Raw genomic sequence first — 23,111 nt, 5'->3', positions numbered from 1 at the left:
TGCAAGTGTCATTAATCCGCCTTTGTTTTATTGTTGTATGTAAAAAATCAAGTGTATTCTTATGTCCTTACTTTTTGGTCAAAAGGATCCTGTGTCTGAAGCCCGCACTCATGTGCTGATCATAGGGGTAGGTGGCTATCCTTATTTGAGTGGTGGTACCAAAGAAACGACGCAAACTACCGATGGCGCCCAGGCTTTAGGGCAACTGAGTTCGCCGCCTGCTTCTGCAGAAGCTTTTTATAATACTGTTTTAAAGCTCGAGCGCAACTGGATCACTCCATTGGGTAGTGTCGAAGTGCTGGTATCTCCTGCCCCGACGGGAAAGCCTGTATTTACGGGACAAAACGTAGATGCTGCCACGCTGAATAATATAGAAGATGTTTATGGGGATTGGAAGAAGCGTTGTAATTCCAACCCTGATAATGTCGCCATCTTTTTTTTCTGTGGGCATGGTCTTGATAAAGGTGAGCATTACCTGCTGGCGGAAGATTTTGGGAAGCAACCTGATAATCCCTGGCGCGGGGCTTTTGCTTTTGATATGACGAGGCGCGGCTTTTTTACATGTGTTGCAAAAACACAGTTGTTCTTTATCGATGCCTGCCGACAGGTGACACCCGACATGCTCAGAACGGACCTGGCCGTTACGCCCATCGATCAACCCAGTCTGCTCGCGAAAGATTGTACTTACAATCTTACGCAAAAGGCTGCTGCAGCGAATGAGAAGGCATATGGTAAAAAGAATGAGGCTTCTTTTTATACAAAGGCGCTGATCGGTGCACTAAGTGGCAACGCGGTGAACCGTGATACCGGAGCCTGGAGGATCAATACTGCCGGGCTTTCAACCAAGATGAATGCTTTCCTTCAACTGGAAGCGCCTGACCAGGGTTATCCTCAACGGTGCATCAGTACAACCAGTGATGTAGTGGATATCATCCAATTCGATGCAGCTCCTATGTTATCGCTGCAAGTGACCTGTGACCCTGATGCTGCGCTTGCGCTGGCTGAATTGAGTTGTGTGGAATTGCAGACAAATGATACTCAAATGCGACCGCCTGCTGCTACTCCCTGGAACCTTCAGATACAGGCCGGTTTTTATAAAATACAAGCCAGCTTCAATGGTGGAAGTCCTTATGCACACACTCCTGTATTCAAACCTCTCATGCCTCCTTTTGTAGTTGAAAAGCTCAAATGCACTTTATGACAAACTCTACTCAACCATATGGCACCTTAAAGGTTGTCGTCAAAGTTCACGAGTCAAGCTCCGATTCGATACCCAAACAGATACAGGTGCTGGGATCTGATATGACTGTACAGAAAACTGATTGGATGAAGGGTAAAACCTGGGGGGGATCATTTTCGTCAGGGGTGTACATGGTGCGGATGCATCTTGCATCGGGCAAGCAGATCGAGCAGGTAGCGCATATCGATGCCGGAAAGGAAACTACACTCGATTTTGATCTCAGTCCGTTTAGTCCACGTGAATCGCAGGAATGGATGTATTTCACCAAAAGCAATTCCGGTGATAATCCTATTCCATCGCCACAAAAGCCGGGATTCAGCACAAGAGCGGTGAACAAGAAGCCTTCAGTCAATGTCTCCGTTTATCAATGGCAGTTTCTGGCAAATGCCTGGCATATTCAGCTAATGTCTGTATTTGCAGTTGGAAATATCAATGAAGTTGGCGAATCGTTTAGTCTACACATTCCCCAAGGACTACATGTGTTTGAGGTAAGGAACCATGATCAACCTTCTATTTTTGTAAGTGTGCCTCCCGGCGATGTAAAGTGCATGATAAAAGTTGCGGAGGGTCCTCTATCTATGGTTCCGGCGCTGGATGTTTCTATTAGTAGCGCCAATGAAAAGGCGCAAGCGCTGCTTGGGCTGATCAGTTCGGGTGATATATCGAGGGCTAAATCGCTGGATGAAGCAGAGGACCTGCTTTATAAAAAAATAGAGGATCCTGCTTCTGCTGCGATAGGCGGTTATTTCCTGTTGAAGACTGGTAAACTGGAAAAGATGCACGACTGGGCCAACAACCTGGCCGATTTGTTTTCCTGGATGTCCGATGGCTGCGTGATCCACGCCTGGCAACTAATACAGCAAGATCAAAAAGTATATGGTCCATTGAATATAACTCTTATCCGGCAAAGGTTATTGGAAGCCGTGCAAAGGGGCATTCCTATTTATTCGGAAGGGTTGCGTTTATTAAATGAAGGGCTTATGATGCTTTCCTTTGATCTCAAAGGGGATGCGGACATAGAAGCGGCGCTAAAGAAAATAAAGTCGTATTTGTGTTATGCCGACCTTAGTCAAGAGACAACTACTTTTACCGGAACCAGTCCCGATGAACCGGGCGCCGGACGCGTATAATGCTGCCTGACTGTTTGCAATGAATACTGGTATAACCCTAAACTGTTTGTATGAAATTCGATATTCACTTTCTTCCTGCCAAGTATGGTGATTGTATCTGGATCGAATATGGGCCCGCCGGGGATACGAAAAACATTTTGATCGATGGTGGTACTGGTGGTACTAAAAAGCATATACGAGATATGCTGAAAGCCTTGCCGGGAGAAAAGGAAGTGGAGTTGCTGGTGGTGACGCATATCGACAAGGATCATATCGAGGGAATTTTAAGTTTATTAAGTGAAGAGGAACTGGGCTTTTCTGTAGGTTCTGTTTGGTTCAATGCCTGGAAGCATTTGCCGCGTCCTGAAAATGAGGACGAAGAATTTGGCGCCCGGCAAGGTGAGCTTCTTAGCGCTGCTATCCTAAAACATGGGTTGAACTGGAATAAAGAATTTGAAGGGGGAGCGATCGTGCTTACTGACAATGGGGATATTCCTGTGATACTGTTGCCGGGTGGAATGAAGCTCACATTACTCTCCCCTAATAAAGGCAACTTATCTGTGCTGCGTGAAAAATGGGAAGATGAACTCAAAAAGCTCGATCTTGTTCCCGGCTTTGGTGAAGAGGTGCCGGATGATGATATCGACTCTTTTGGGGTTGATATTCCCGATATAGAGCAGCTTGCAGCAGAGGCTTTTCACGAGGATGAAGCTGCCGCTAATGGCAGTAGTATCGCCTTTCTTGCTGAATATGGCGGGGAAAGGGTATTGTTTGCCGGTGATGCTTTCCCCAGTGTGGTTCTTAACTCTCTCAATAAGCTTTATAATGAGGAAGTTCCTCTTAGCCTCGTTAAATTGTCTCATCATGCCAGTGCGCACAATACCAGTCCGGAGCTGATTGAAAAGCTCGATTGTAAGCGTTTTGTGATATCTACCAACGGGTCGATATTCAAGCATCCTGCCCAGGTAACCGTGGCACGGGTTATTCATCTGAAGGGTGAAGGGACGGAGTTGATCTTTAATTATAAGAGTGATTATAATAAATGCTGGAATATTTCATCGTTGAAAGAGAATTACGGCTATTCTACGGTGTACCCATCTGCAGAAGGTATAAAGATTGAATTGCTATAAACCTTTTTACCTTTTACAATATTACTTCGCAAGGAGCGCCTGCCCTTCAAAGGCAATTCCTGACCAACCATGGGTCATGAACTGACGGATGTTCTGGTGATCTGTTCCTTGGGGTGTATTTAGTACGGATTGATAATGTTCTGCAAACAGGTGCAGGGTATCTTCCTTGCTCAGGTTATTCAATTGTGCGAAGGCAAATACTCTTGCGCTGCCCTGGTTTTGGGTTGCTTCGTTGTATGCTTCTCCGTTTTTAAAGGCTGTTGGCTGGTGCTGATAGTATGTTTCTATGAATTCAAGTATTTCTTTGAATGTACGTTTATTGGCTTTTAGTTCATTGATCAGCGTAGTGAGTTGTTCTTTCATTGGACGAAAATAGTAAATTGAGGATAATACTATGTTATCTCCTAAAACTAAAAGCAATATTTCGAGGATCATTCCTTTTGGTGTAATATGGCTGTTGTTCAGTCTTGTTTATACCTACCTTGAAAAAGGGTTTCTTGGGGAACTCAATTATTATCCTGCCACAACAAATGCTTACAGTTTTGCTCAGAATCTCTTTTTCATACCTGTTTTTGCCTTAATTGCCGGCCTGCTGATCGGGACGTTCGAGGTCCTTTATCTCAACAAGCGACTTTTAAACATGAGCTTCACCAGTAAGATCGTATCTAAAGTGATCATCTACCTGGCGCTTATCGTAGCCTTCCTGGTTTGTTTAACTGTTATCACTACTGCTATCGAACTACAATCCTCTATATTCGACAAAACAGTTTGGGCCAGCGCAAAGGCTTTCTTTTCGAGTAATTCATTCTTAAGTGTAAGTGCGTTCATGGCGGTTGCTATTCTTATTTCGCAGTTTTATAATGAGGTGAGTGAAAACATAGGGCAAGTTGTTCTTACGAACTTTCTTACAGGCAAGTATCACAGGCCTACGGAGGAGGAAAGAATCTTCATGTTCCTGGACATGAAATCTTCTACGACTATTGCTGAAAAACTGGGGCACGCCAAATACTTCGAAGTTCTAAAGGAATGTTTTGCTGACCTATCGGACCCGATCGTTGACTTCTCGGGTGAAATTTATCAATATGCCGGTGATGAAATCGTTATTTCGTGGACACTCAGAAAGGGGGTATTGAATAATAATTGTATTGAATGTTTTTTTGCGATGAAGCAGGCTTTGCGGAACAGTATCAAAAAGTATCATGAGCGATTTGGTCTTTTACCGGCATTCAAAGCCGGGCTCCATTTTGGGAAGGTGACCACCGGGGAGATAGGTGTTATTAAAAAGGAGATCATCTTTTCCGGTGATGTGCTCAATACTACGGCCCGCATCCAGGGTTTATGTAATACTTATAATGTCGACCTGCTCTTATCCGGAAATTTGATACAGCTATTACATCCTGATCCCCGGTTTGAGGTAAAGTCTGTAGGGGTAAACGTGCTAAGGGGAAGGGATGAATCGATGGAGTTGTTTACTATAGCTCTTCAAGGGGCTTCGACAGGCTCAGCCTGACAGAGTTTACAATAAAAAGCCCACAGTCTCCGGGATGGTTCCGGGACTATGGGCGGCTTGTTCTTCTTTCGTTAATGTCCGGTCGTACTTAGTGCCTATCTATATTACACAGTTGCTAAAAGCCTTTCATCAGATATGGGAAGGATCAAAGCCGTGGCCAGCCTGGTGCTGGACCGGCGTATAGTCTTCTGTCATTTGTTCTTCTACTGATTTGGGGTGTTTGTTCTTATTGAAGCGGTTCACGATCTTATCGAATACAGCATACATTACCGGCACCACCACCAGCGTGAGGAATAGCGAACTGATCAATCCTCCTATAATAACCCAGGCCAATCCATTCTTCCATTCAGCTCCTGCGCCTTTGGCTATGGCGATGGGCAGCATACCAATCACCATCGCAATGGTGGTCATCAGGATCGGACGGAGGCGTGCATGGTTGGCATCGATCAACGCCTGATAGGTTGTTGCCCCTTCGGCTTTGCGCTGGTTGGTAAAGTCGACCAGAATGATCGCATTTTTGGCCACCAGACCAATCAGCATGATGAGCCCCAGAATGGTGAACAGATTCAGTGAATTGTTGGTCAATGCCAGCGCCAGAAAAGCTCCGATGATAGCCAAGGGGATAGAAAACAGCACTACAAACGGGTATACGAAGCTGTTGTACAGGGCCACCATAATAAGGTATACCAGTACGATGGCTGCCAACAGGGCAATACCCATCGAGCCGAAGCCTTCGCTCTGGTTTTCCATATCGCCGCTCCATACATATCCTACACCAACAGGACGTGGCAACTTATCAAACTGGGCTTGCCACTCGGCAGCTACTGTTCCCGAAGGACGGCCTACGCTCTGTGCCTGGATGGTAACGGACGTACTTTTATCGCGGCGCTCCAACTGACTGGGTCCACTACCCTCGCGTACGCTGGCAAACTGAGACAGGCGTACCTGCTGTCCCTGATCGTTGATGAAAAGCAGGTTGCTTACATCGGTAATGTTCTGGCGGTTGAACTTTTCGTATCGTATGTTAATGTCGTATTCATATTCTCCCTGACGGAACTTTCCATCTGTGTTGCCGCTAAACGCGGTTTGCATGGTGCTACCCACCGTGCTGAGGGAAAGGCCCAGGGCTGCCATCTTATCGCGGTCTACCTGTACGCTGATCTCTGGATTACCTGCTTCTACGGATAAACGCATTTCTGTGGCCCCCGGAATTTTCTTCAGTTCGGCCATGGCCGCATTGGCAAATCGCATGACGCTGTCCAGTTGAGGCCCTGTTACCACCAAGGCCAGGGGCGCCTGCTCGGCAGTACCAAGGATACTTACAGGCACTGTTTTTACCTTAGCGCCTACCAATATCTTTTGTAATTCGCGCCTGATCTTAACGGCGTAGATGTTGGCTTCATCTTCACGCTCTGTTTTGGGAACGAGCTGTACGTCTATCTCCGACTTGTAGGCAGTGGCCTGGGATGCTCCCATACCATCGCTACTTTGTCCAATGGTGGTGATCAGCTTCGTGACCTCGACTTTATGCTTCAGGTATTCTTCTGCCCGACGGGTCATGGCATTCGTTTGTTCTATAGATGCATCTTTGGGCATTTCGATCTGTACCAGGAATTCTCCCCTATCTGTTTTGGCAAAGAACTCAGCTCCAATGTAGCCAGCTCCCACCAAGTAGAAAGAGCCAAAGAACAATACCAGCATGAGGCCAAGGGTCGTCTTCTTATGACCGAGGCACCATTTCAGGAGACCGGTAACCCAATTGGTAAAGTTGTGGAGTCCTCTTTCGAAGCTTATGATAATCTTACCGAAAATGCTTTTGCCTGTGATCTTTTCCAGTTTTCCGAAGCGTGAGGATAGCCAGGGGACTATCGTAAAGGAACTTAGGAGAGACAACAGGGTTGCTATCGATACTGTTACGCAAAATTGCTTCAGGATATCGGCTGCCAATCCTGTGCTCAATGCAATAGGAATAAACACCACGACTATCACCAGTGTGATGGAGGTTACCGTGAATCCTATTTCTTTTGTGGCATCGTAGGCGGCGCGTACGCGGTTCTTGCCCATTTCCATGTGGCGGTAGATGTTTTCCAATACCACGATGGCATCATCCACCAGGATACCTACCACGAGAGAAAGGGCCAGCAGGGACATCAGGTTGAGTGAATAGCCCAACAAGGACATGCCAATAAAGGTGGCGATGAGTGATGCGGGAATGGCCACCATTACGATGAGGGCATTACGAATACTGTGGAGGAAGAACAGCATTACAAATGCCACCAGTACAATGGCCAGGATCAGGTCATGGATCACCGCGTCGGCGGATTGCAGTGTATATACAGAGCTATCGTTGGCGATGTCGATCTTCAGCCCTGCATTCGCATAATCTTTTTGGAGTTTCTGTATACTGGCCGTCACCTGTTCGCTTACGGATACCGCGTTGGCATCGGACTGTTTGATAATCTGCAGGGCGATGGCGCTTTGCTGGTTTACTCTTGCCAGTTTTTCAACATCTTTTTGCGTGTCCTGCACATCGGCTACATCTTTCAAACGTACCTGTACACCATTTTTATTCAGGATAACAAGGTTGCGGAGTTCTTCTACGTTCTTATACTTGCCAGCAAGGCGGATAAGGATATCCTGTTCACGTGTTTGTACACTACCTGTGGGGAAGTCGAGGTTGGACGCGAGGATGGCGTTTTGTACCTGTCCCAATGAGAGGCCAAAGCCCTGCAAGCGGGTTGCGTCGATATTCACCTGTATCTCGCGTTCCTGTCCACCGATAAGATTGACCTGGGCTACGCCCTGTACGCGCGACAGCACCGGTGCTATGCGTTTGTCCATGAGGTCGAAGAAGGCTGCTTCTTCCATTTTACCGGAGGCGGACAATGTCATGATCGGGAGGTCGTCGAGCGAGAACTTGTTGAGGGATGGTGGGTCTACATCATCGGGCAGATCGCCGAGGATGGCGTTTACCTTACGCTGGGCATCGTTCAACGCGTAATCGACATCTGAACCGCTGTTGAGGGTAATGGTGATGATGGAGAGGCTTTCAAAAGACTTTGTTTCGAGCTTTTTGATGTTCTCCATGGATGATACGGCATCTTCAATCTTTTTGGACACCGTGTTCTCTACTTCACTGGGGGAAGCTCCGGGATAAACCGTGGTAACGGATACTACGGATGGAGAGAATTTGGGTAACAGTTCATAATTGAGTGAGGTATAGCTCAACAACCCACCGAGGATGAGTACTGTAAACAGTACTATGACCAGCGTAGGCCGCTTAATGGATATTTCTGCAAGTTTCATGAATCTTTTTTTAGTTGATCGTTCCCTGTTTATTTCACTACTGTTACTTTGGAGCCTTCTCCAAGGTTGATCTGTCCGCTGGTGATAACGGTCTCTCCTTCATTCAGTCCCTGTAATACTTCTACCTGATCGCCCATGACTCGGCCAGCGATTACCTTACGCAGGGATGCGGTGCTATCGGTTTTAATAATAAAGACCTGGTTGCTGCTCACGCTACCAATGAATGATGAACGGGGTACCAACACAACAGGCGCCTGTGTGGGGAAACTAAACATGGCAGTGCCATACATGCCGGCTCTTACGGTATTACCCGGATTGGCAGCAAGCTCTATTTCCAGCGGGAAGTTGAGTGCGTTATCGGCTTTGGGCGCAATGAAAGTTATCTTACCAGTATAGGTTTTGTCAGGGAACACGCTTACCCGGATGTTTACTTTATCTCCTTCCTTCAGCTGTGCTACCTGTCCTTCGTTGACTGTTACCTGTAGTTTGAGGCGGGACACATCTACCAGTTCAAACATTTTGGTGCCTGCCGCTACTACGGCTCCCGGCTCTATGAAACGTTTATTGACTATGCCATTAATAGTCGCTTTTACATGGGTGTCGTTTACTTTGATCTTTGCCTGGTTGAGTTTGGCTTCTGCATTGCTGAGGGCGAGGTTTGCCTGATCGACCTGTTGCTGTGTGACACCTCCTGTTTTGAAGGCATTGTCGTGACGCTCTTTATCTTTCAACGCATTCAGGTAGGTAGCTTGTGCGCTTTCGAGGTCAACATTGAGCTGATCGGCTTTGATGGTAGCCAGTATTTGTCCTTTGCTGACGTGGCTACCTTCATCTACCAACACCTGGATCACACGGCCGGGGTTTTCTGCAGCGAAATCCATCTGGCTGGCGGCTATGAAATTGCCGTTGGCCGTGAAGTCCTGTTGCAAGGGTTGTTTCTTCACCTGGTTTACACGTACTGCTATGCTGCCATCGGCTTGTGCTACGATAGCGGTCTTCTCAATATTTTTCTTTTTGTTGTTGCTCAGCACCCAGCCTATCAGGACTACTGCTCCTACAATGACCAGGATGGTGATGAGGGTGCTGGCTATGGATCTCTTCTTCATATTGGTTGCGTTACTTGTTTAATAATGTTTTTAGGTTGCCTTTTGCCTTGATCAATTGTATCTCGGCGAGCTTGTAATCAAGCAGGGCGGCAGAATGGTTGTTGTTCGCCTCTGTCAAAGATGTTTCTGCATCCAAGAGATCGGTAAGTGGCGCCAGGCCGTTGTTGTAATTATTGCGTGTGTTATCGAAAACCTTTTGTGCCAGGTCTACATTGTCGGCCTGGTTGCGCATTACGATGAAGCTGCTGTTCATCTTTGTTTTGGCATTCTCGTATTGCAGGTTTAGTGACAGGGACGTTTGGTCTATGTCTTCTTTCAGTTTCCTGATCTCGACGTCGGCTTGCCTGATGCGAGAGCGTGTGGCAAAGCCATTAAAGATGGGTACTTTAAGGGTGAGCCCAACGGATGCATAATCGAACCAATTAACGGTTGGTCCTTTGAACCATGGGAATTCGTTGCCAAGGCCCTGGTAACCGTAGTTGCCGGACAGGGAAAGGGTTGGGAAATACTCAGCCTTAACAGCATCTTTCTGAAACTTCAATAATAGTCCCTGTTGTTTCAATAGTCTCATCTCTGACCGATTGGAAATGTCGAGGCTATCACCTATTGGCTGTAACTGTGGCTGGATGTTGCTAAAGTCGACAGGTGGTAAATTAATAGTGTTCTGCACTGTCATCCCCATGGAGTACTTGAGTTGGTTTTCCATTTGGGTGACTGTATTAAGTGCCTGTTGTTTTTGCGATTGCAGGTTAGAAATCTTAACGGCGATCCGATCTACATCGATCTGTTTGGCCAATCCATTTTCGTACTGGCCTTTGATGATCTTCTGCACGCGTTCTGTGTTGACGATCGTTGTATCCAACACGCCGATCTTGTGTCTTTGTACCAGTACCTGGTAATAGGCGCTGGCGACCAGTTCGATCAACTGTTCTTCTGTAAGTTCTGCATTGAGGCGATAAAATTCCTGTGTGGATTTCGCCGCTTTCAGTCCGGTGAACACTCCCTGATCGAAGAGGGTTTGTGATAGTGACAATGAGGCTCCTGTGTTCCATTTTTGTCCAAATGCAACCAGCAGGGTTTTGCCCGGCTGTCCTGCCAGCTCTCCGGGGAGGGCTGTCAACTGCAAAACCGGATTGTAGGTAAGGCTGCCATTGGCATTTATTTGTGGCAATGCGCGGGCCTTTACTTCATCAATCTGGTAAGTGCCGTTCTCAATATCAAGTTGTGCTTTGCGGACGTCGTGGCTTGCTTTCAAAGCGTATTGCAGGGCATCCTGCAACGTGAGCTGTTGGGTTTGCGCCATAGTGCCATGGCCCAACAGCAGTACTATCCACAGGAACAAGCCCGTCCTGATGGTCTTTCTTTTGTTTTTCAACTGCATACGTTGCCTTATTTTATGACTGGTGGTTGTGTACATGGTATTTTTCTATGAGTTTAAGTCCTTTGCTGGTGACCAATCCGTGGAGGTATTGGAGCATCAACTGTTCGCCGATGACAGCAAAGGACCATTTTCGGTTATTGCCAGGAAAGCTGCTGTAGTTGATGTCCATGACAGCAATCTCGTGGCTGGCGATAATCTCTGTTTCTATAGCCGACCGGTATAGTTGTTCTGCTTTGCCCCGTTCTATATTGGCGCAGATCAGTTTGTACAGGAAATCTTTTTTGAACTGATCGTAGCGGGCAAATACTTTATGGTGGTATTTCTGCAGATCGTGGAGGAGACCTTCGTGCATGAATACAAAGACATCACGCAAGCTGTGCCAACACTGAAATGCCTCGCATACAGCATCGCGGGCCCCGGCCATTCTTCGTTCACATTCCTGTTGTGCCAGCTTCAAGGGGTTGAGGTATACTGTTTCGACGAGGTCGTTTTTATCGATGTACCAAGTATACAAGGTTTTCTTGCTAATGCCCATGCGGTTGGCTATATCATCCATCGTGATGCTCCTGACGCTGTACTGCCTGAACATCTCTCCCGCCCTTTCTGCTATCAGCTCCCTCATCTTAACATTTTAATTTAATATTAATGTTTAACAATTTTGTCAAACTATAGGCATAAAAAAACGCTCTATTTAAAGAGCATTTTTAAAATGATCTCTTTGCGCGCTGCCAGTAACTGTCGGTATTGCTTGTCGCTATAGTTGAATATTTTCTTAAAGAAGGTTTGCATTACTGAAGGATAGGTAAGTAAGGACAGCATATTGAGGAAGAACTGGACCGGGGGCATTTCTTCTATGTTGCCTTTTTTGATCTCTTCTTCGACGTCTTTCAGGAAATTCTTCAACCGGTCGGTTTTCTTGATCTCGGCCAGGATTTCGTTTTGCCGCTCTACATCATCGTTCATCCGCGACACCATGTATATATCGAGGTAGGGATAGGCAATCGCCTGTTCCATAAAAAGGTCTATGAAATGTTCTATTTTTTCGCGAAAGGTTATGTTGTTATCGATGGTGGCGTTCATCCGGCTGTCCATCTGGTCGCGTGCTTCTTTGAGTATCTGATCGAACAGCTGATCGCGTGAGCGGAAATAATAGTTAACCAACGTCCTGTTGACCCCCGCGGCATCGGCAATCTCCTGGGTAGTGGCCTTGAACCTGCCCTCTGTGAAGAAAAGGCGCCTTGCCGCGTCTTTAATCTGCTGTTCGGTTTGACTGTCTTTTACGGCCATTTGACATTTAAGTTTGACAAAATTGTTAAACAAAGGTAGGCATCCTTTTGGAATTTCCAAATCGGGGAAGAGATTGAACAGTGGAATTGCGAGAAAAGGCCGTTGAAACCCTTGTAGCAGATTCCTATTCAGAGAGGCATAAGTGACTCAGTTAGAAAAGTTTGTTAGTGACCAAAGCCGAAGTTTGAAATGCCCGTCACCAGCGGCTTGCCGATGACGGGCATTTATATAAGTGTTACTAATCAAAGGACAATTGTGTGGCCAGAACAACTTCCCGGCTTTCCAGTAGCGGAACAATCTTTCCTATTACCAGGGTTTGAAAGTGTTCTGAATTGCGGTGTTGCGCCACTGCTGCCTCATCTTTATATCCTTCGAACAATATCAGGGTGTTTGGCTCTGTATTGCTCTGGTGTACTTTATAGATAAGATTTCCTTCTTCTTCAACGCTTTTCTTAGCTACTTCTGTCAGCAGGTTCAACACCGTATCCAACTGACCTTCTTTGACTTTCCAGGTGGCGAATACATGTACAGGTTTCTGGCTCATATTTTATGCTTTTGCAGATTCTAAGATATCGATCATTTTTTCGGCTACTCCTTTGGCTGATGCGGGATTCTGTCCGGTCACCAATTTGCCGTCTTCAATAACATGGGTCTGCCATGGCGCTGCTGAAGTGTAATTGGCTCCTCGTTCTCTCAACGCGCTTTCCAACATGAACGGCACGTCTGCTTTGGCATAGTTGTCTTCTTCAGCATTGCTAAAGGAGGTAATATTTTTACCGTTGACCAGGTAAGTGCCATCGCTCAGTATTACATTCAACAATGAAACGGGGCCATGACACACTGCTCCCACTACTCCCCCTCTTTCGAATGTCGATGCTATGGCTTCGTGTACGATATCGTTGTCGGGCATATCAACCATTGGCGCCAATCCTCCCGGTACAAAAACAGCGTCGTAGCCGGTTACCTCTACTTTGCTGATGGCGGTAGTATTTTTCATCTTCTGTAGTCCGTCACCTGTAAGAAATGCGGTATTTAATGCTTCGTCTTTTTCGAACATGCCATCCAGCGGGGCTTCTCCTCCATTGACGCTGACTATGTCTACCTCATATCCCTGCTTTTTGAATGTTTCGTAGGGATGGGCAATTTCTGTAAGAAAGCTACCTGTAGTGCGGTTGTTGGGGCCGATATGGTTTGCACTTGATGCGATGATTAAGATCCTCTTTTTCATAATTGTAAGTTTTAATTGATAGATCAAAACTACAACGCCGGGCACCCGATGGAGAAGGAGGCTAATCACAAAAAAAGTGTGACTTTCGTCACACTTCAGTTTCTTATTTGCTTTTGTTATCGGAGTAGAGCCTGCTTAATGTTTCCCGGCTAACTCCGAGGTATTCTGCAATGTATTTCTTTGGAATCTTTTGCAGCATGTGCGGATAAAGGGTACTAAACTCTTCGTATCGCTGCTGGGGTGTACTGGCAAGTAATGAAATGATCCTACGCTGGAGGGCAACATATCCCCGCGTAAGTTTTACTCTGAAAAAGTGTTCCATCTTATGCAGGTCTGCGGCGAGCTTTTCCCTGCCATGTAGTTTCAGGCACAATACTTCTCCCTCTTCCATACAAGTGATATGCAGGCTTGCTTCTTTTTGGTTAAAGTAGGCGTTATAGTCTGCCATCCACCAATTTTCTCCTGCGAACTGTATAATGTGTTCTTTTCCGTCGTTGTCAAGATAATACACTCTGTAGATACCTGAAATGATCAAATACTCTACACTGGCCTGGTCTCCTTCCTGGATCAGGTATTGATGTTTCTTTACTTTTTTGAGTGTGAAGAATGTTTTGATGTATTCAAATTCATCATCACTGACGGGCGTGATCTCTTCTATGTGTTTTCGTAATTTTTCCATGAATGCTTAAATATATGAATATCCCTACTTACTCTCCAATTCTTTGAGGCGGTTCTTTGCTTCTTCGTAGCCAGGGTATATCACCAGGGCTTTTTTGTAGTAAGTGATCGCATCTTCCTTACGGTTTAATTTCAGGTAGATATTTCCCATGGTGACCATGACCAGGTCGCGGTCGGGGAATTCGGCAGCATTGTTCTCTGAAATGATCCGTGCATCTTCATAGCGTTTAAGCTGTAATAACTGTTCGGCTATGAAGTTCATCGATATCCAATCGATGTAGTAGTTTGCAGTATCCGACTTCAGTTTTTTGTATTGCTCTACTGCGGCTGCCGCTCCTTTGTTACCTATCAACGTTTCCACCACTTTGTGCATGGGTTGCTTCACTTTTACCGGCTTGTTGTACAGGGTGCTTACCAGCGTACGGGTGATGCCAAAGAAATCCGTAGGGGAACTGTTGCAAAGGATCACCACAAAGCTATTGGTGGATGGTATACGGAGGGCGAATGAGATAAAACCATCTGTCATTCCGAGGTGAAAATTGGCGGCGACGCTATCCGTGGTAGTATATTTAAAGTTCTTGTTGAACCAACCAAAGCCATAGTCCGCAGGCTTGATGCCGGGCGTAAGCATTTCTTTTGTCAGTTCTTTATTGATGAGGCTATTATTGGTGATGGCCAGGTGAAACTTAAATAGGTCTTCTACTGTAGTGTATATATCTCCCGTCCCCATCGTATTGGACTGGTCGCGGAAATCGGAGCTGGTGTATCCGCCGAGGCTGTAATCATAACCCGTGGCCCGTTTGGACACTATCTGCGTGTGATAATATGAACCAGAGTTTTTCATACCCAGCTTGTCGTAGATATCTTCTTTCATCAGCTGTGCGTATGTTTTGCCGGTCACTTTTTCCATGATATGCCCCAGCGTAAAGTATCCCCAACTGCTGTAATTGTATTTTGTGCCAGGGGTGAAGGCCAGCGCTGAATCCACGTAAGTCTTTATGTAATCATCGCGTTCAAAATACTGGCGGCTGATGCGTGGGAAAAAGTCTTTGATGATGTCGTAGTTAGGCATACCGGAAATATGTCCCAACAATTGTCGGATGGTGACTATGCCTGCCGGCTTGCCGGCAAATGCGGGCAGGTAATCGGCCAGGGTTTTGTCAAGGGCTATCAGTCCTTTTTGTACCTGTAGCAAGGTCAGCATAGCCGTGAGCGGCTTGGAGACGGAACCGATCATGAATTTGGTGTCTGTTGTATTGGGAATGTTCCATTCCCGATTGGCCATGCCGAATGCTCCTTTATAGATAATGCGGCCATTTTCGGCGACCAGCACTGCTCCATCGAACATGTTGTAGTTATGGTAGGTGCGCATGACTCCGGCTAGCTTCTCTTGTTTGCTTTGGCCATTTACCATCATTATCCCCATCAGTACCGGTAACAGGAGCCATGTTTTGGTTTGCATATTGGCAGTGTTTTGGCGTTACCAAATATACCAATATTTGACATTAGGCCTCAGGAGGTACAGATTCTTCGTTAGGGCCAAAGGCCCTGGAATAGAGCTGCGAGGCTGCAAGCCTCGCAGAGCGGAGGCCCTGCAATAGTATTTGGGGGATTTACGGCTTTTGATTAGTTTACTCAAATTTTTATCGTAAACCCCACCCCCTATTATGTATCAGCTGGTTCCTAAAAAGAAGAAGTATATTGTTCTGAAGATCGTGGGCGTCTTGTTTGCCTGTGCTATTATAAAAGAACTGTTATCTCTTCTTTTCGCCCCTGCTCCTGTCAGCCAACAATTACATGATTTTGCCAACTCTATCAACAAGCGTTGTCCAATAGTAATTGACAGTACCACTGTGCTGAATAACTGTGCTGCTATTTCAGGTTATCGGTTGCATTTCAACTACCAGATCAATACCGTCAGCAAAGAGGATGTGGATACAGTGGCATTAATCATGGGCGCCAGACAGGAAATGATCACCAAATTAAAAACGGATCCTAATATGGTCGTTTTTAAAAATAATGACTTGTCTATTTCTGCTACTTACTACGATAAAACCGGCGCCTATATTTGCAGTGCTGCTGTGGTGCCCAGCGATCTGAAATAGTAATAACAGAATTTATTTGAATAGCTCCTGCAGTGTTGATTGCAACTCTTCACCGCGGATATTTTTGGCGATGATCTTTCCTGTGTTGTCTAACAGTAAGTTTTGTGGGATGGCTTTGATATCGTAGAGTTTTGCTACTTCATTGTCCCAAAACTTCAGGTCTGAAACATGTGTCCACTGTAACTGGTCGTCGTGAATGGCTTTGATCCATTTGTCTTTTTGTCCGGGGCGATCGAGTGAAACACCGAGGACCGTAAAGTTTTTATCCTTGTACTTATTGTATGCAGCTACCACATTCGGGTTTTCTGCTCTGCAGGGACCGCACCAGCTTGCCCAGAAGTCGATGAGCACGTATTTGCCTTTGAAGGAAGCCAGTGCAACCGGGATATCAGCTGTGTCGTTTTGGGTGAATTGGATGGCGTTTTTCCCGATCTGCAATTGTTTGGCAACAACAATACGCTCTCCATACAGTTTCACGGAAGGCAGGTTTTTAACGGGTCCTCCCAGCAGGTTAAAGACCGGTTCTACTTTTTCCGGATCGATCGAATATCCGCTGTATTGGGACAGTGCATATAATGCTACCGGCGAAGTTTTGCCATTCCGTTTTACAAATACTTTATAAACGTTCTCTTTGATGGCTTCCTGCAGCGAATCTATCTGTTTACGCACACGCGTTGTTGCTTCCGTGTCTTTCGCTTTGCGGGCCTGGCTATACTGGTCATATAATTTCGTGAAGGCAGGATCGAAGGCGTCTACTTCTTTATTCAAGGCGAGGTATTCCTGGTGTGCGGCCGATCCTACAACCGTTGCATTGCTAAATGAATCGATTGCTGTTACGTTGATCTTTCCCGGTTGGATGTAGATGCTGTAATTGTCTTTTGCACGGGGGCGACGGTTATTTTCCTGCGTGGTAGGCTCTACACGCAATTGCGCCAGGATAGGCTCCAGCAACGATGTTTTGAATGTTACCTGCTTCTGGTCAGTCACCGTGACGCTGTCGGTAAATCGTACTTTACTAAGTGTATTATAGTATGTGAAGTACACCTTCTCAACAGGATATGATAGTTTGGAAATATCTATTGACAATGTAAGGTTATCTGTTTTTGAAGCCGTTTGTGCCTTTATCTCACTATTAAAAACTAACAAGGTAAATGCTATTGATGACAGAGCGGTAGCAAATGAACGCATGATCTTTTGGTTTATTAGTAGTATGTAATCTGGACTTTTCTCTTTGTTAAAGGTAATCATTTTACTATAAAGTCCACCAAATTGGTAGGATAAATAATTTTACCTATTTTCGCCTCCTAATACTTCGCCTATGATCCGTTACTGTTTTTGTATACTGTTGCTATTTTTAGCAGCAGGGGCGACCGCCCAACATACTTCCCGCACGATTTCCGGTACTATTACTGCCGCCGAAGATTCATCGCCGCTGGAAGGGGTATCAGTAACGGTGAAAGGGACTAAAACTATTTCCGGAACGCAGCCTGACGGCATTTATTATATTCCTGTAACCAACAAGGACTCTGTACTGGTATTCAGTCACCCTTCGTATCTAACTGCTGAAATAAAATTGTCCGAATCCAACGAGTATAATGTATCCCTGCACAAAAAGGGTGAGGATACTTTTACAGCATCTTATTATTATTCCAATGTCACTACCATCAGTAAGTATTCCAGCTACCAGCAGGTTCTCCAATCGCGCAGAAAATTACGCCCGGTTCCGTCCAGGGTATCCCGATGAGCTTTTTGCTTTTATTGAAAAAACGTTGGGTTTATCGTCTTCAGCCAGTATCGTCGATATTGGGTCAGGCACCGGTTTGTTTGCAGAACCGCTATTAAAGCATGGTTACGGCGTGGTGTGCATAGAACCGAATGAGGATATGCGGAAAGCCGGCGAGGAAAGGCTACGGAAATATCCTGCTTTTCAGAGTATCGGTTCAACTGCTGAGGCTACCAGCCTGCCGGACCAAAGTGTAGACCTCATCACTATTGCCCAGACTTTTCACTGGCTGGACCCTGTGGCAACGCGGTGGGAATGTGAGCGTATTCTAAAGCCAGACGGGGCTGTTCTTCTTTCCTGGAACCGTCAATCAAATAAGACTGTCTTTGAGCAAAAGTATACTGCGCTTCGCAAGCAATACCGGATCGAAGAGCCCGGTCCCAAACAAATTGATCCGGCGTTGATCGCTGGCTTCTTTTCGCCTCAAACAGCCCAATTGAACGTATTTCCCAATGCCCAGCTACTGGATTTTGAAGGTCTGAAAGGGCAATTGCTCTCTAAATCGTATATCCCTTTACCGGGTCATGATGTATATGATGATATGATCACCGACCTGATCCAACTGTTTGTAGCCAATAATAAAAGCGGGTTGGTTCGTATCGAATACGAGACGTTGTTGTATTGGGCTGTGGGGCCGTGGAAATCACAAGCATAATAAAAGGCCGCTCCGGAAGAAGCGGCCGTCGATAACAATTGAACTGCTTATGCTTATGCTTATGCTACTGTACTACTATTTTATGTTGTGAGGTCTTGCCCCCGGCTTTTACCTGCACAACGAATATTCCTTTTGCCGGCGCCACTTTTGTTACATCGAGTTCTATATTGCTTTTGCCCTGGTATTCTTTTTTAAGCAGGAGACGCCCGTCGAGGTTGTACAATTCCACGACAGCGTTGATATCGGTGCCCACGTTGATCGTAATGTTTCCTTTGCTTGGATTGGGAAATACTTTAACTGCCGGAATCTCCGGTATGGATGGAGGCTCAGCCACCGGCTGTGTGCCCACTCTTGCTATGGGTACTCCCTGTCCATTGTCCTTTCGTTCAAAGCTCCATTGCTGTGTGAGGGCTGTATTGGAATCCCATTGTCCGATGGAGGCTCCATTGTTCAAGTTGGAGCCTGTTACTTCCAGTGGTTTGTTGCTATAGCGGTTGATGAGTTTGAAGTAGATGCCTGTAACCGGCTGTATGCTCCATTGCTGATCTGTAGTGCCTGAGACCAGATCACCTTGTTGAGTAAAGGATCCATTGGCTGTGGTGGGGCCAGCTATTTTCAATACGCGGTTGCTGTGCATGGCCCTGATAACGTAGTAGCCTCCCGGACTCAATTCGAATTTGAAGCGCTGATGTGCACCTCCCAAATCATCCCATTGTACTACATTGGCATTTTGGTTTTGTGATACGCCGGATACTTCAATGATCTTTCCGCTGTTGCGGTTCACGATCTTATAGATCCCTCCTGCTACGGGTTTTGCAGCATCGCCTATTTTTTCCAATGTCCATTGCTGGTTGTATCCTCCGAGGTAATCATATTGTTTCACCAGTGCACCGTTGCCCATGCCTGAGCCTTCTACATCGAGGCATTTGCCGCTGTTGTTGTTGACGATCTTGTAATAGCCTCCGCCGGTTGGAATGATCGCCCACTGCTGGTTGCCGCCGTGTACGTAATCCCACTGGCCTACCGTGGCGAGGTTGGCAGTGGATGATCCCAGCACGTCGACTGCTTTGTTGCTATGTACAGCATAGATAGCGTACGCGCCTCCTGCAATTGCTTCTATTCGGAATTTCTGGTTGGCGCCGCCTACGTAGTCCCACTGGCTGAACTCTGCTCCATTCGTCATTGAAACGCCGTTCAGGTTCAAGGACCTGCCGCTGTGGCGGGCAACGATCTTATAAATGCCTCCATTGATCAGGGCGGAATTGTCGGCCGGCTTTTCTCCATTGTAGGAATTCAGGACTTCTATCTTATCGATGTTTACGCCATTGGCCACTCCTCCGATCACAAACGTGTTGGCACCTTCGTTGAGCTTTACTGCTGCTTCGAGGTAATTCATCGAGAAGGCATCGGCAGGGCCTGTATCGAGCATTTCCAAATTACCGACGCTGCGGTTGTTGACCGTGAGTGGATGTAATACGCGTACCCCTGCGTTGGCATAGTAGATGCGCACCAGTTTTTCGCCGGTGTAGTTGGACGTGATGTTGAATTGCAAGGTACGGCCAGCTGTGAGCCCCGTAATATAGGCTCCTCCAGACGCACTGGCAGTATTGGCTACTGTGACCCCACTGCCGAGCACAGCCGCTTCGGCCTGGTAGACAGCGATTGGTACTGTAGGTTCTTCGGTAATTATAATATCATCTATGTTACACCATTTTCCTGCATTGGTGGTTGGTGGCGCATGAAGGCCCACCTGCACGCTGGTGTTAGACGCTCCTGTTTTGATATACAGGTAGCGGTATGGAAAGGCGCTGGTAGCATTCATCACAGAGGTATATACATAGGAGCCTCCGTAGTTATCAGCATACAACCGTGCCTGACGGCCTGCCGAGCTGTGTATGCGTCCTTCGATCTTATAGGTTGTATTGGGTTTTAATCCTGTGATGGTTTGGTAGAGTTTTGCTTCGCCCGCATCGCTGTTGGTGAGGATGGTGCCTTTGTACAATCCTGTGGCTGCATAGCTGGCCAGTGTTGTGTTGTTGTATTGTTTCTCTGCCCAAATGTTGGCAGTGCCTGTAATATTCTGCGTGGTCCAATTGGTAAGGGCGCCCAACTCAAAATCCCAGTTGGCGGAAGTGACCTTAGCTATCGGCGTTTCATTGGTAATGGTATAGCTTGAACCAGCAACATTGCCGGCAAATGCCCGGATCATGCTTTCTGCATTGCGCTGGAAAAGCAGGGTGAGATCAGTGAAGCGGTTATCACGGGGAAAATCTTTGTGCATGTGCAGGCCATGGGCCACATCGTTGATCCAGATACCTGTACCGTTCTTGTATATCTTATCTACAAATGCCTGTGGTGTGCCGGCCATTCCTTTAATGATGCCCATCAATCCGCAGATATTGGCGGCCGTGCAATCGCCGTCGCCGCCGGCCAGTGAACATATCTTCAGGGTTTCCATGTAATCGTTCTGTCCATACAGGATGGCCAGGAATCCTGTGCCATGGTTCACATCGCTCAGGAGCATCACCTTGTCGTATCCCACTGCATATACATTGCGGTATTTCTGTGTCCACAGCTCGCGTACGGCAGCGCGCCAGTCGTTGGGATATCTTTGGTGCAACGCTATCGCTGTGTCGTACATTCCCCGTATCCAGCTATTTCCGGGTACTACATCGAGTGCTTTCTGGATAGCCACCCGCACATCGGTCTCGAAATAGGCGATGGCATGTGCAGCTGCCCAATACTGTCCCCAGGTAAGGTTTTCTCCCTGTCCTGACATGCTGGAGAATTTTGCCACGTACTCTGCGGCTTTGAGTGGCATGCCGGGGAAATTGGCTCCCATCATTTCATGTTCTATGTAGCATTCGGGTAGCCAGTGGCCGTTGTTTCCATGTTCTCTTTGTCCGAAGTGGGGTGCGATCAGGTTCTTGCTTGCTATGATGCCCAGCGCATCGCTGGTGCCTCCAAAATCGCGCAGGTCATGATCGATCCATTCTTTGCGGATGTCTTCATAGGTGATAGATGGCCCGAACTTCTCCAGCATATGTTGGTTGAAGACTTCCACATGCTGGTCGTCGTCTGAATATATTTTTCCTTCTTCGTAGTTGGAGAAGTAATTGAATTCATCTTTGGTAGTGCCTCCGAGTGTACCGTTCAGGAGGATAAACCAACTGTCGGGTAACCCGAGCAAGGGTTCTAATGGTTGTTTCAGGGTGGCGCCTGGCTGGTAAAACCCGTCGGGGGTATTGTGTACTTTCAGGTATTCGTATCCGGTAACGACTCCTCCGCAAGTGCCAATGAGCATCGCCAATGTTTTGTCGTAGTACTGGGCTTTGGTAAGTGTGCGGGTCTGGGCTTGTCCCTGGCTGGCTGCCAGCAGTAATAAAAGAAGTAATAGTTTGTAGTGCCGATTCATATAGCAATCAATTTTCGTTAGGAAAGGCGTGCGGCTTTTTTAGTGCCGCACTGTCTTTCTAAAGGTCTTCTATGATTGCTAAAATGGTTCTACAATGTGTTTCAATTTCTCAAGATCGCGTATCAATTACCGGTTATGCGGAACTTACCTTTTCGCAGCTCTACCTGTTTGCGGCTGAGGAACCAGGTTTTGCCTCTATCGTTGTTGCCCTGGAAGAAGAGGTACAGTTTTCCATCGCGGTCTTCAAATATATCGGGGTGTCCGCTCTCGCTTTCATTCCAGGAGCCTTTGCCGCCATTGGGCAGTATAGGGGTATCGCTCATGCGTTCCCACTTGATGCCATCACGGCTGCGGGCTACGCCTATCTGCTGGGGTTCATTGTTGTACCCGCCGGCATAAAACATATACAGGTATTTTCCTCTGACCAGGCAAGTAGCTGCTTCTATGCACTGCTTCTCCCATGGCAGTGTGGGTTTTAAAATGGAGGAGTCGACGGCCTGTGCCCATTCTGCTTTACTGAAGTTGGACGTGAGGGAGGTTACTGCTACTCCCTGCAGCTGTATTTTATAGGATGTATCGCGGGTGGCAAAGTACAGGAAGTATTTATCGCGAAAGCGTACTACTTCCGCGTCGATGGCGCGACCAATTGTCCAGCTGCCTGTTGGATGGAATACAGGATTGCTGCTATTGCGTGTGAAGTGCAAACCATCTGTGGACCAGGCGTGGCAGATCGCATCGTTCTTTGCGTTGCCATAGGTTTGGTAAAACAAATGCAGGGTGTCATTGCGTACCATGGCACCGGGCGCGCAAAGACCTTTTTGTTCGTAAGGTTGTTCCGGCGCCAGCTCTCCCGTCTTTTTCCAATCGACGAGGTTTTGACTCGTGGCGATACCAATACCCCACCCACCCTTGTCATTGTTGGGCATGGAATAATACATCCAATAGGTGTTTTTATAATATACCACCTTGGGGTCTTTTGCCAACGGCCGTCCCAACCGGCTACTATCGGCAAAATACATGGCTGGTTTTTCCTGTGCTATGCCTTGGAATGCAATAAATATCAGTATGATCAGTAGTCTGCAAGGGTTGTTCACTTTTCCTATTTTTAAGTTACCCACTAAGATATTGAATTCACGGTTGCCACCATCATCCACCCACAAGTGCATTGCGATCTTCTC

The 23,111-nt window shown here is 46.7% G+C and carries 20 protein-coding genes; 7 read left to right on the top strand and 13 right to left on the bottom strand.

Going from position 1 to position 23,111, the window contains the following annotated elements; translation table 11 throughout:
- The first annotated feature begins 61 nt into the window (after positions 1-61).
- From AC5JBY_RS13905 to AC5JBY_RS13895, 3 genes are read left to right on the top strand one after another with little or no spacing between them, the layout of a single operon-like run.
- Positions 62-1,201 carry a caspase family protein gene (locus AC5JBY_RS13905; RefSeq protein WP_495905207.1) on the top strand — a complete coding sequence of 380 codons (1,140 nt, stop codon included), beginning with the start codon at positions 62-64 and terminating at the stop codon, positions 1,199-1,201.
- Complete coding sequence (locus tag AC5JBY_RS13900) at positions 1,198-2,370, top strand: hypothetical protein (protein WP_495905206.1); 1,173 nt, start codon at positions 1,198-1,200, stop codon at positions 2,368-2,370. Before AC5JBY_RS13905 ends, AC5JBY_RS13900 begins: the two co-directional genes overlap by 4 nt.
- A 50-nt stretch (positions 2,371-2,420) precedes the next feature.
- Complete coding sequence (locus AC5JBY_RS13895) at positions 2,421-3,479, top strand: ComEC/Rec2 family competence protein (RefSeq protein ID WP_495905205.1); 1,059 nt, start codon at positions 2,421-2,423, stop codon at positions 3,477-3,479.
- A gap of 21 nt (positions 3,480-3,500) precedes the next feature.
- Here the strand turns inward: AC5JBY_RS13895 and AC5JBY_RS13890 are convergent, their stop codons facing one another.
- Positions 3,501-3,842 (bottom strand): HopJ type III effector protein, encoded by a 342-nt coding sequence (locus AC5JBY_RS13890; RefSeq protein ID WP_495905204.1) that lies wholly within the window; start codon positions 3,840-3,842, stop codon positions 3,501-3,503.
- A gap of 31 nt (positions 3,843-3,873) precedes the next feature.
- Here AC5JBY_RS13890 and AC5JBY_RS13885 point away from each other — a divergent pair, with 31 nt between their 5' ends.
- Complete coding sequence (locus AC5JBY_RS13885) at positions 3,874-4,989, top strand: adenylate/guanylate cyclase domain-containing protein (RefSeq protein WP_495905203.1); 1,116 nt, start codon at positions 3,874-3,876, stop codon at positions 4,987-4,989.
- Positions 4,990-5,118: 129 nt separating this feature from the next.
- Here the strand turns inward: AC5JBY_RS13885 and AC5JBY_RS13880 are convergent, their stop codons facing one another.
- The 9 genes from AC5JBY_RS13880 to AC5JBY_RS13840 form a co-directional block, all read right to left on the bottom strand.
- The gene (locus AC5JBY_RS13880; RefSeq protein WP_495905202.1) at positions 5,119-8,295 is read right to left on the bottom strand and encodes an efflux RND transporter permease subunit; all 3,177 of its coding nucleotides are present in this window, start codon (positions 8,293-8,295) and stop codon (positions 5,119-5,121) included.
- A 29-nt stretch (positions 8,296-8,324) separates the two neighbouring features.
- Positions 8,325-9,401, bottom strand: a complete 1,077-nt coding sequence (locus AC5JBY_RS13875; protein ID WP_495905201.1) for an efflux RND transporter periplasmic adaptor subunit — start codon at positions 9,399-9,401, stop codon at positions 8,325-8,327.
- Between the two features lie 10 nt (positions 9,402-9,411).
- Complete coding sequence (locus AC5JBY_RS13870) at positions 9,412-10,782, bottom strand: TolC family protein (RefSeq protein ID WP_495905200.1); 1,371 nt, start codon at positions 10,780-10,782, stop codon at positions 9,412-9,414.
- A gap of 13 nt (positions 10,783-10,795) precedes the next feature.
- Positions 10,796-11,404: a TetR/AcrR family transcriptional regulator gene (locus AC5JBY_RS13865; protein WP_495905199.1), complete on the bottom strand. Its 609-nt coding sequence runs from the start codon at positions 11,402-11,404 to the stop codon at positions 10,796-10,798.
- A 65-nt stretch (positions 11,405-11,469) separates the two neighbouring features.
- Complete coding sequence (locus AC5JBY_RS13860) at positions 11,470-12,069, bottom strand: TetR/AcrR family transcriptional regulator (protein WP_495905198.1); 600 nt, start codon at positions 12,067-12,069, stop codon at positions 11,470-11,472.
- 238 nt (positions 12,070-12,307) lie between these two features.
- Positions 12,308-12,613 (bottom strand): putative quinol monooxygenase, encoded by a 306-nt coding sequence (locus AC5JBY_RS13855; RefSeq protein ID WP_495905197.1) that lies wholly within the window; start codon positions 12,611-12,613, stop codon positions 12,308-12,310.
- 3 nt (positions 12,614-12,616) lie between these two features.
- Entirely contained in the window at positions 12,617-13,297 is a 681-nt protein-coding gene (locus AC5JBY_RS13850) for a type 1 glutamine amidotransferase domain-containing protein (RefSeq protein WP_495905196.1), read from the bottom strand.
- 103 nt (positions 13,298-13,400) lie between these two features.
- A complete protein-coding gene (locus tag AC5JBY_RS13845) occupies positions 13,401-13,976 on the bottom strand; it encodes a Crp/Fnr family transcriptional regulator (RefSeq protein WP_495905195.1) in 576 nt (191 codons plus the stop codon).
- 24 nt (positions 13,977-14,000) lie between these two features.
- Entirely contained in the window at positions 14,001-15,437 is a 1,437-nt protein-coding gene (locus AC5JBY_RS13840; RefSeq protein ID WP_495905194.1) for a serine hydrolase domain-containing protein, read from the bottom strand.
- Positions 15,438-15,642: 205 nt separating this feature from the next.
- Here AC5JBY_RS13840 and AC5JBY_RS13835 point away from each other — a divergent pair, with 205 nt between their 5' ends.
- Positions 15,643-16,080, top strand: coding sequence for a hypothetical protein (locus AC5JBY_RS13835; RefSeq protein WP_495905193.1), 438 nt, complete (start codon positions 15,643-15,645; stop codon positions 16,078-16,080).
- A gap of 12 nt (positions 16,081-16,092) precedes the next feature.
- Here AC5JBY_RS13835 and AC5JBY_RS13830 read toward each other — a convergent pair whose 3' ends face one another.
- Positions 16,093-17,268, bottom strand: coding sequence for a redoxin domain-containing protein (locus AC5JBY_RS13830; protein WP_495905192.1), 1,176 nt, complete (start codon positions 17,266-17,268; stop codon positions 16,093-16,095).
- Positions 17,269-17,398: 130 nt separating this feature from the next.
- Between AC5JBY_RS13830 and AC5JBY_RS13825 the strand changes: the two genes are divergently transcribed.
- Both AC5JBY_RS13825 and AC5JBY_RS13820 read left to right on the top strand, forming a co-directional pair.
- Positions 17,399-17,824 carry a carboxypeptidase-like regulatory domain-containing protein gene (locus AC5JBY_RS13825; RefSeq protein WP_495905191.1) on the top strand — a complete coding sequence of 142 codons (426 nt, stop codon included), beginning with the start codon at positions 17,399-17,401 and terminating at the stop codon, positions 17,822-17,824.
- On the top strand, positions 17,733-18,518 hold the full coding sequence (locus AC5JBY_RS13820) for a class I SAM-dependent methyltransferase (RefSeq protein WP_495905190.1): 786 nt from the start codon (positions 17,733-17,735) through the stop codon (positions 18,516-18,518). Before AC5JBY_RS13825 ends, AC5JBY_RS13820 begins: the two co-directional genes overlap by 92 nt.
- 64 nt (positions 18,519-18,582) lie before the next feature.
- Here AC5JBY_RS13820 and AC5JBY_RS13815 read toward each other — a convergent pair whose 3' ends face one another.
- On the bottom strand, positions 18,583-21,933 hold the full coding sequence (locus AC5JBY_RS13815) for an RICIN domain-containing protein (protein WP_495905189.1): 3,351 nt from the start codon (positions 21,931-21,933) through the stop codon (positions 18,583-18,585).
- A gap of 122 nt (positions 21,934-22,055) precedes the next feature.
- Positions 22,056-23,099, bottom strand: a complete 1,044-nt coding sequence (locus AC5JBY_RS13810; RefSeq protein ID WP_495905188.1) for a family 43 glycosylhydrolase — start codon at positions 23,097-23,099, stop codon at positions 22,056-22,058.
- Between the last annotated feature and the right edge of the window lie 12 nt (positions 23,100-23,111).

Source organism: Paraflavitalea sp., assembly GCF_059502485.1.
Note: the sequence above shows the minus strand (reverse complement) of the source record. Positions and strands in the feature narration are given on the sequence as shown.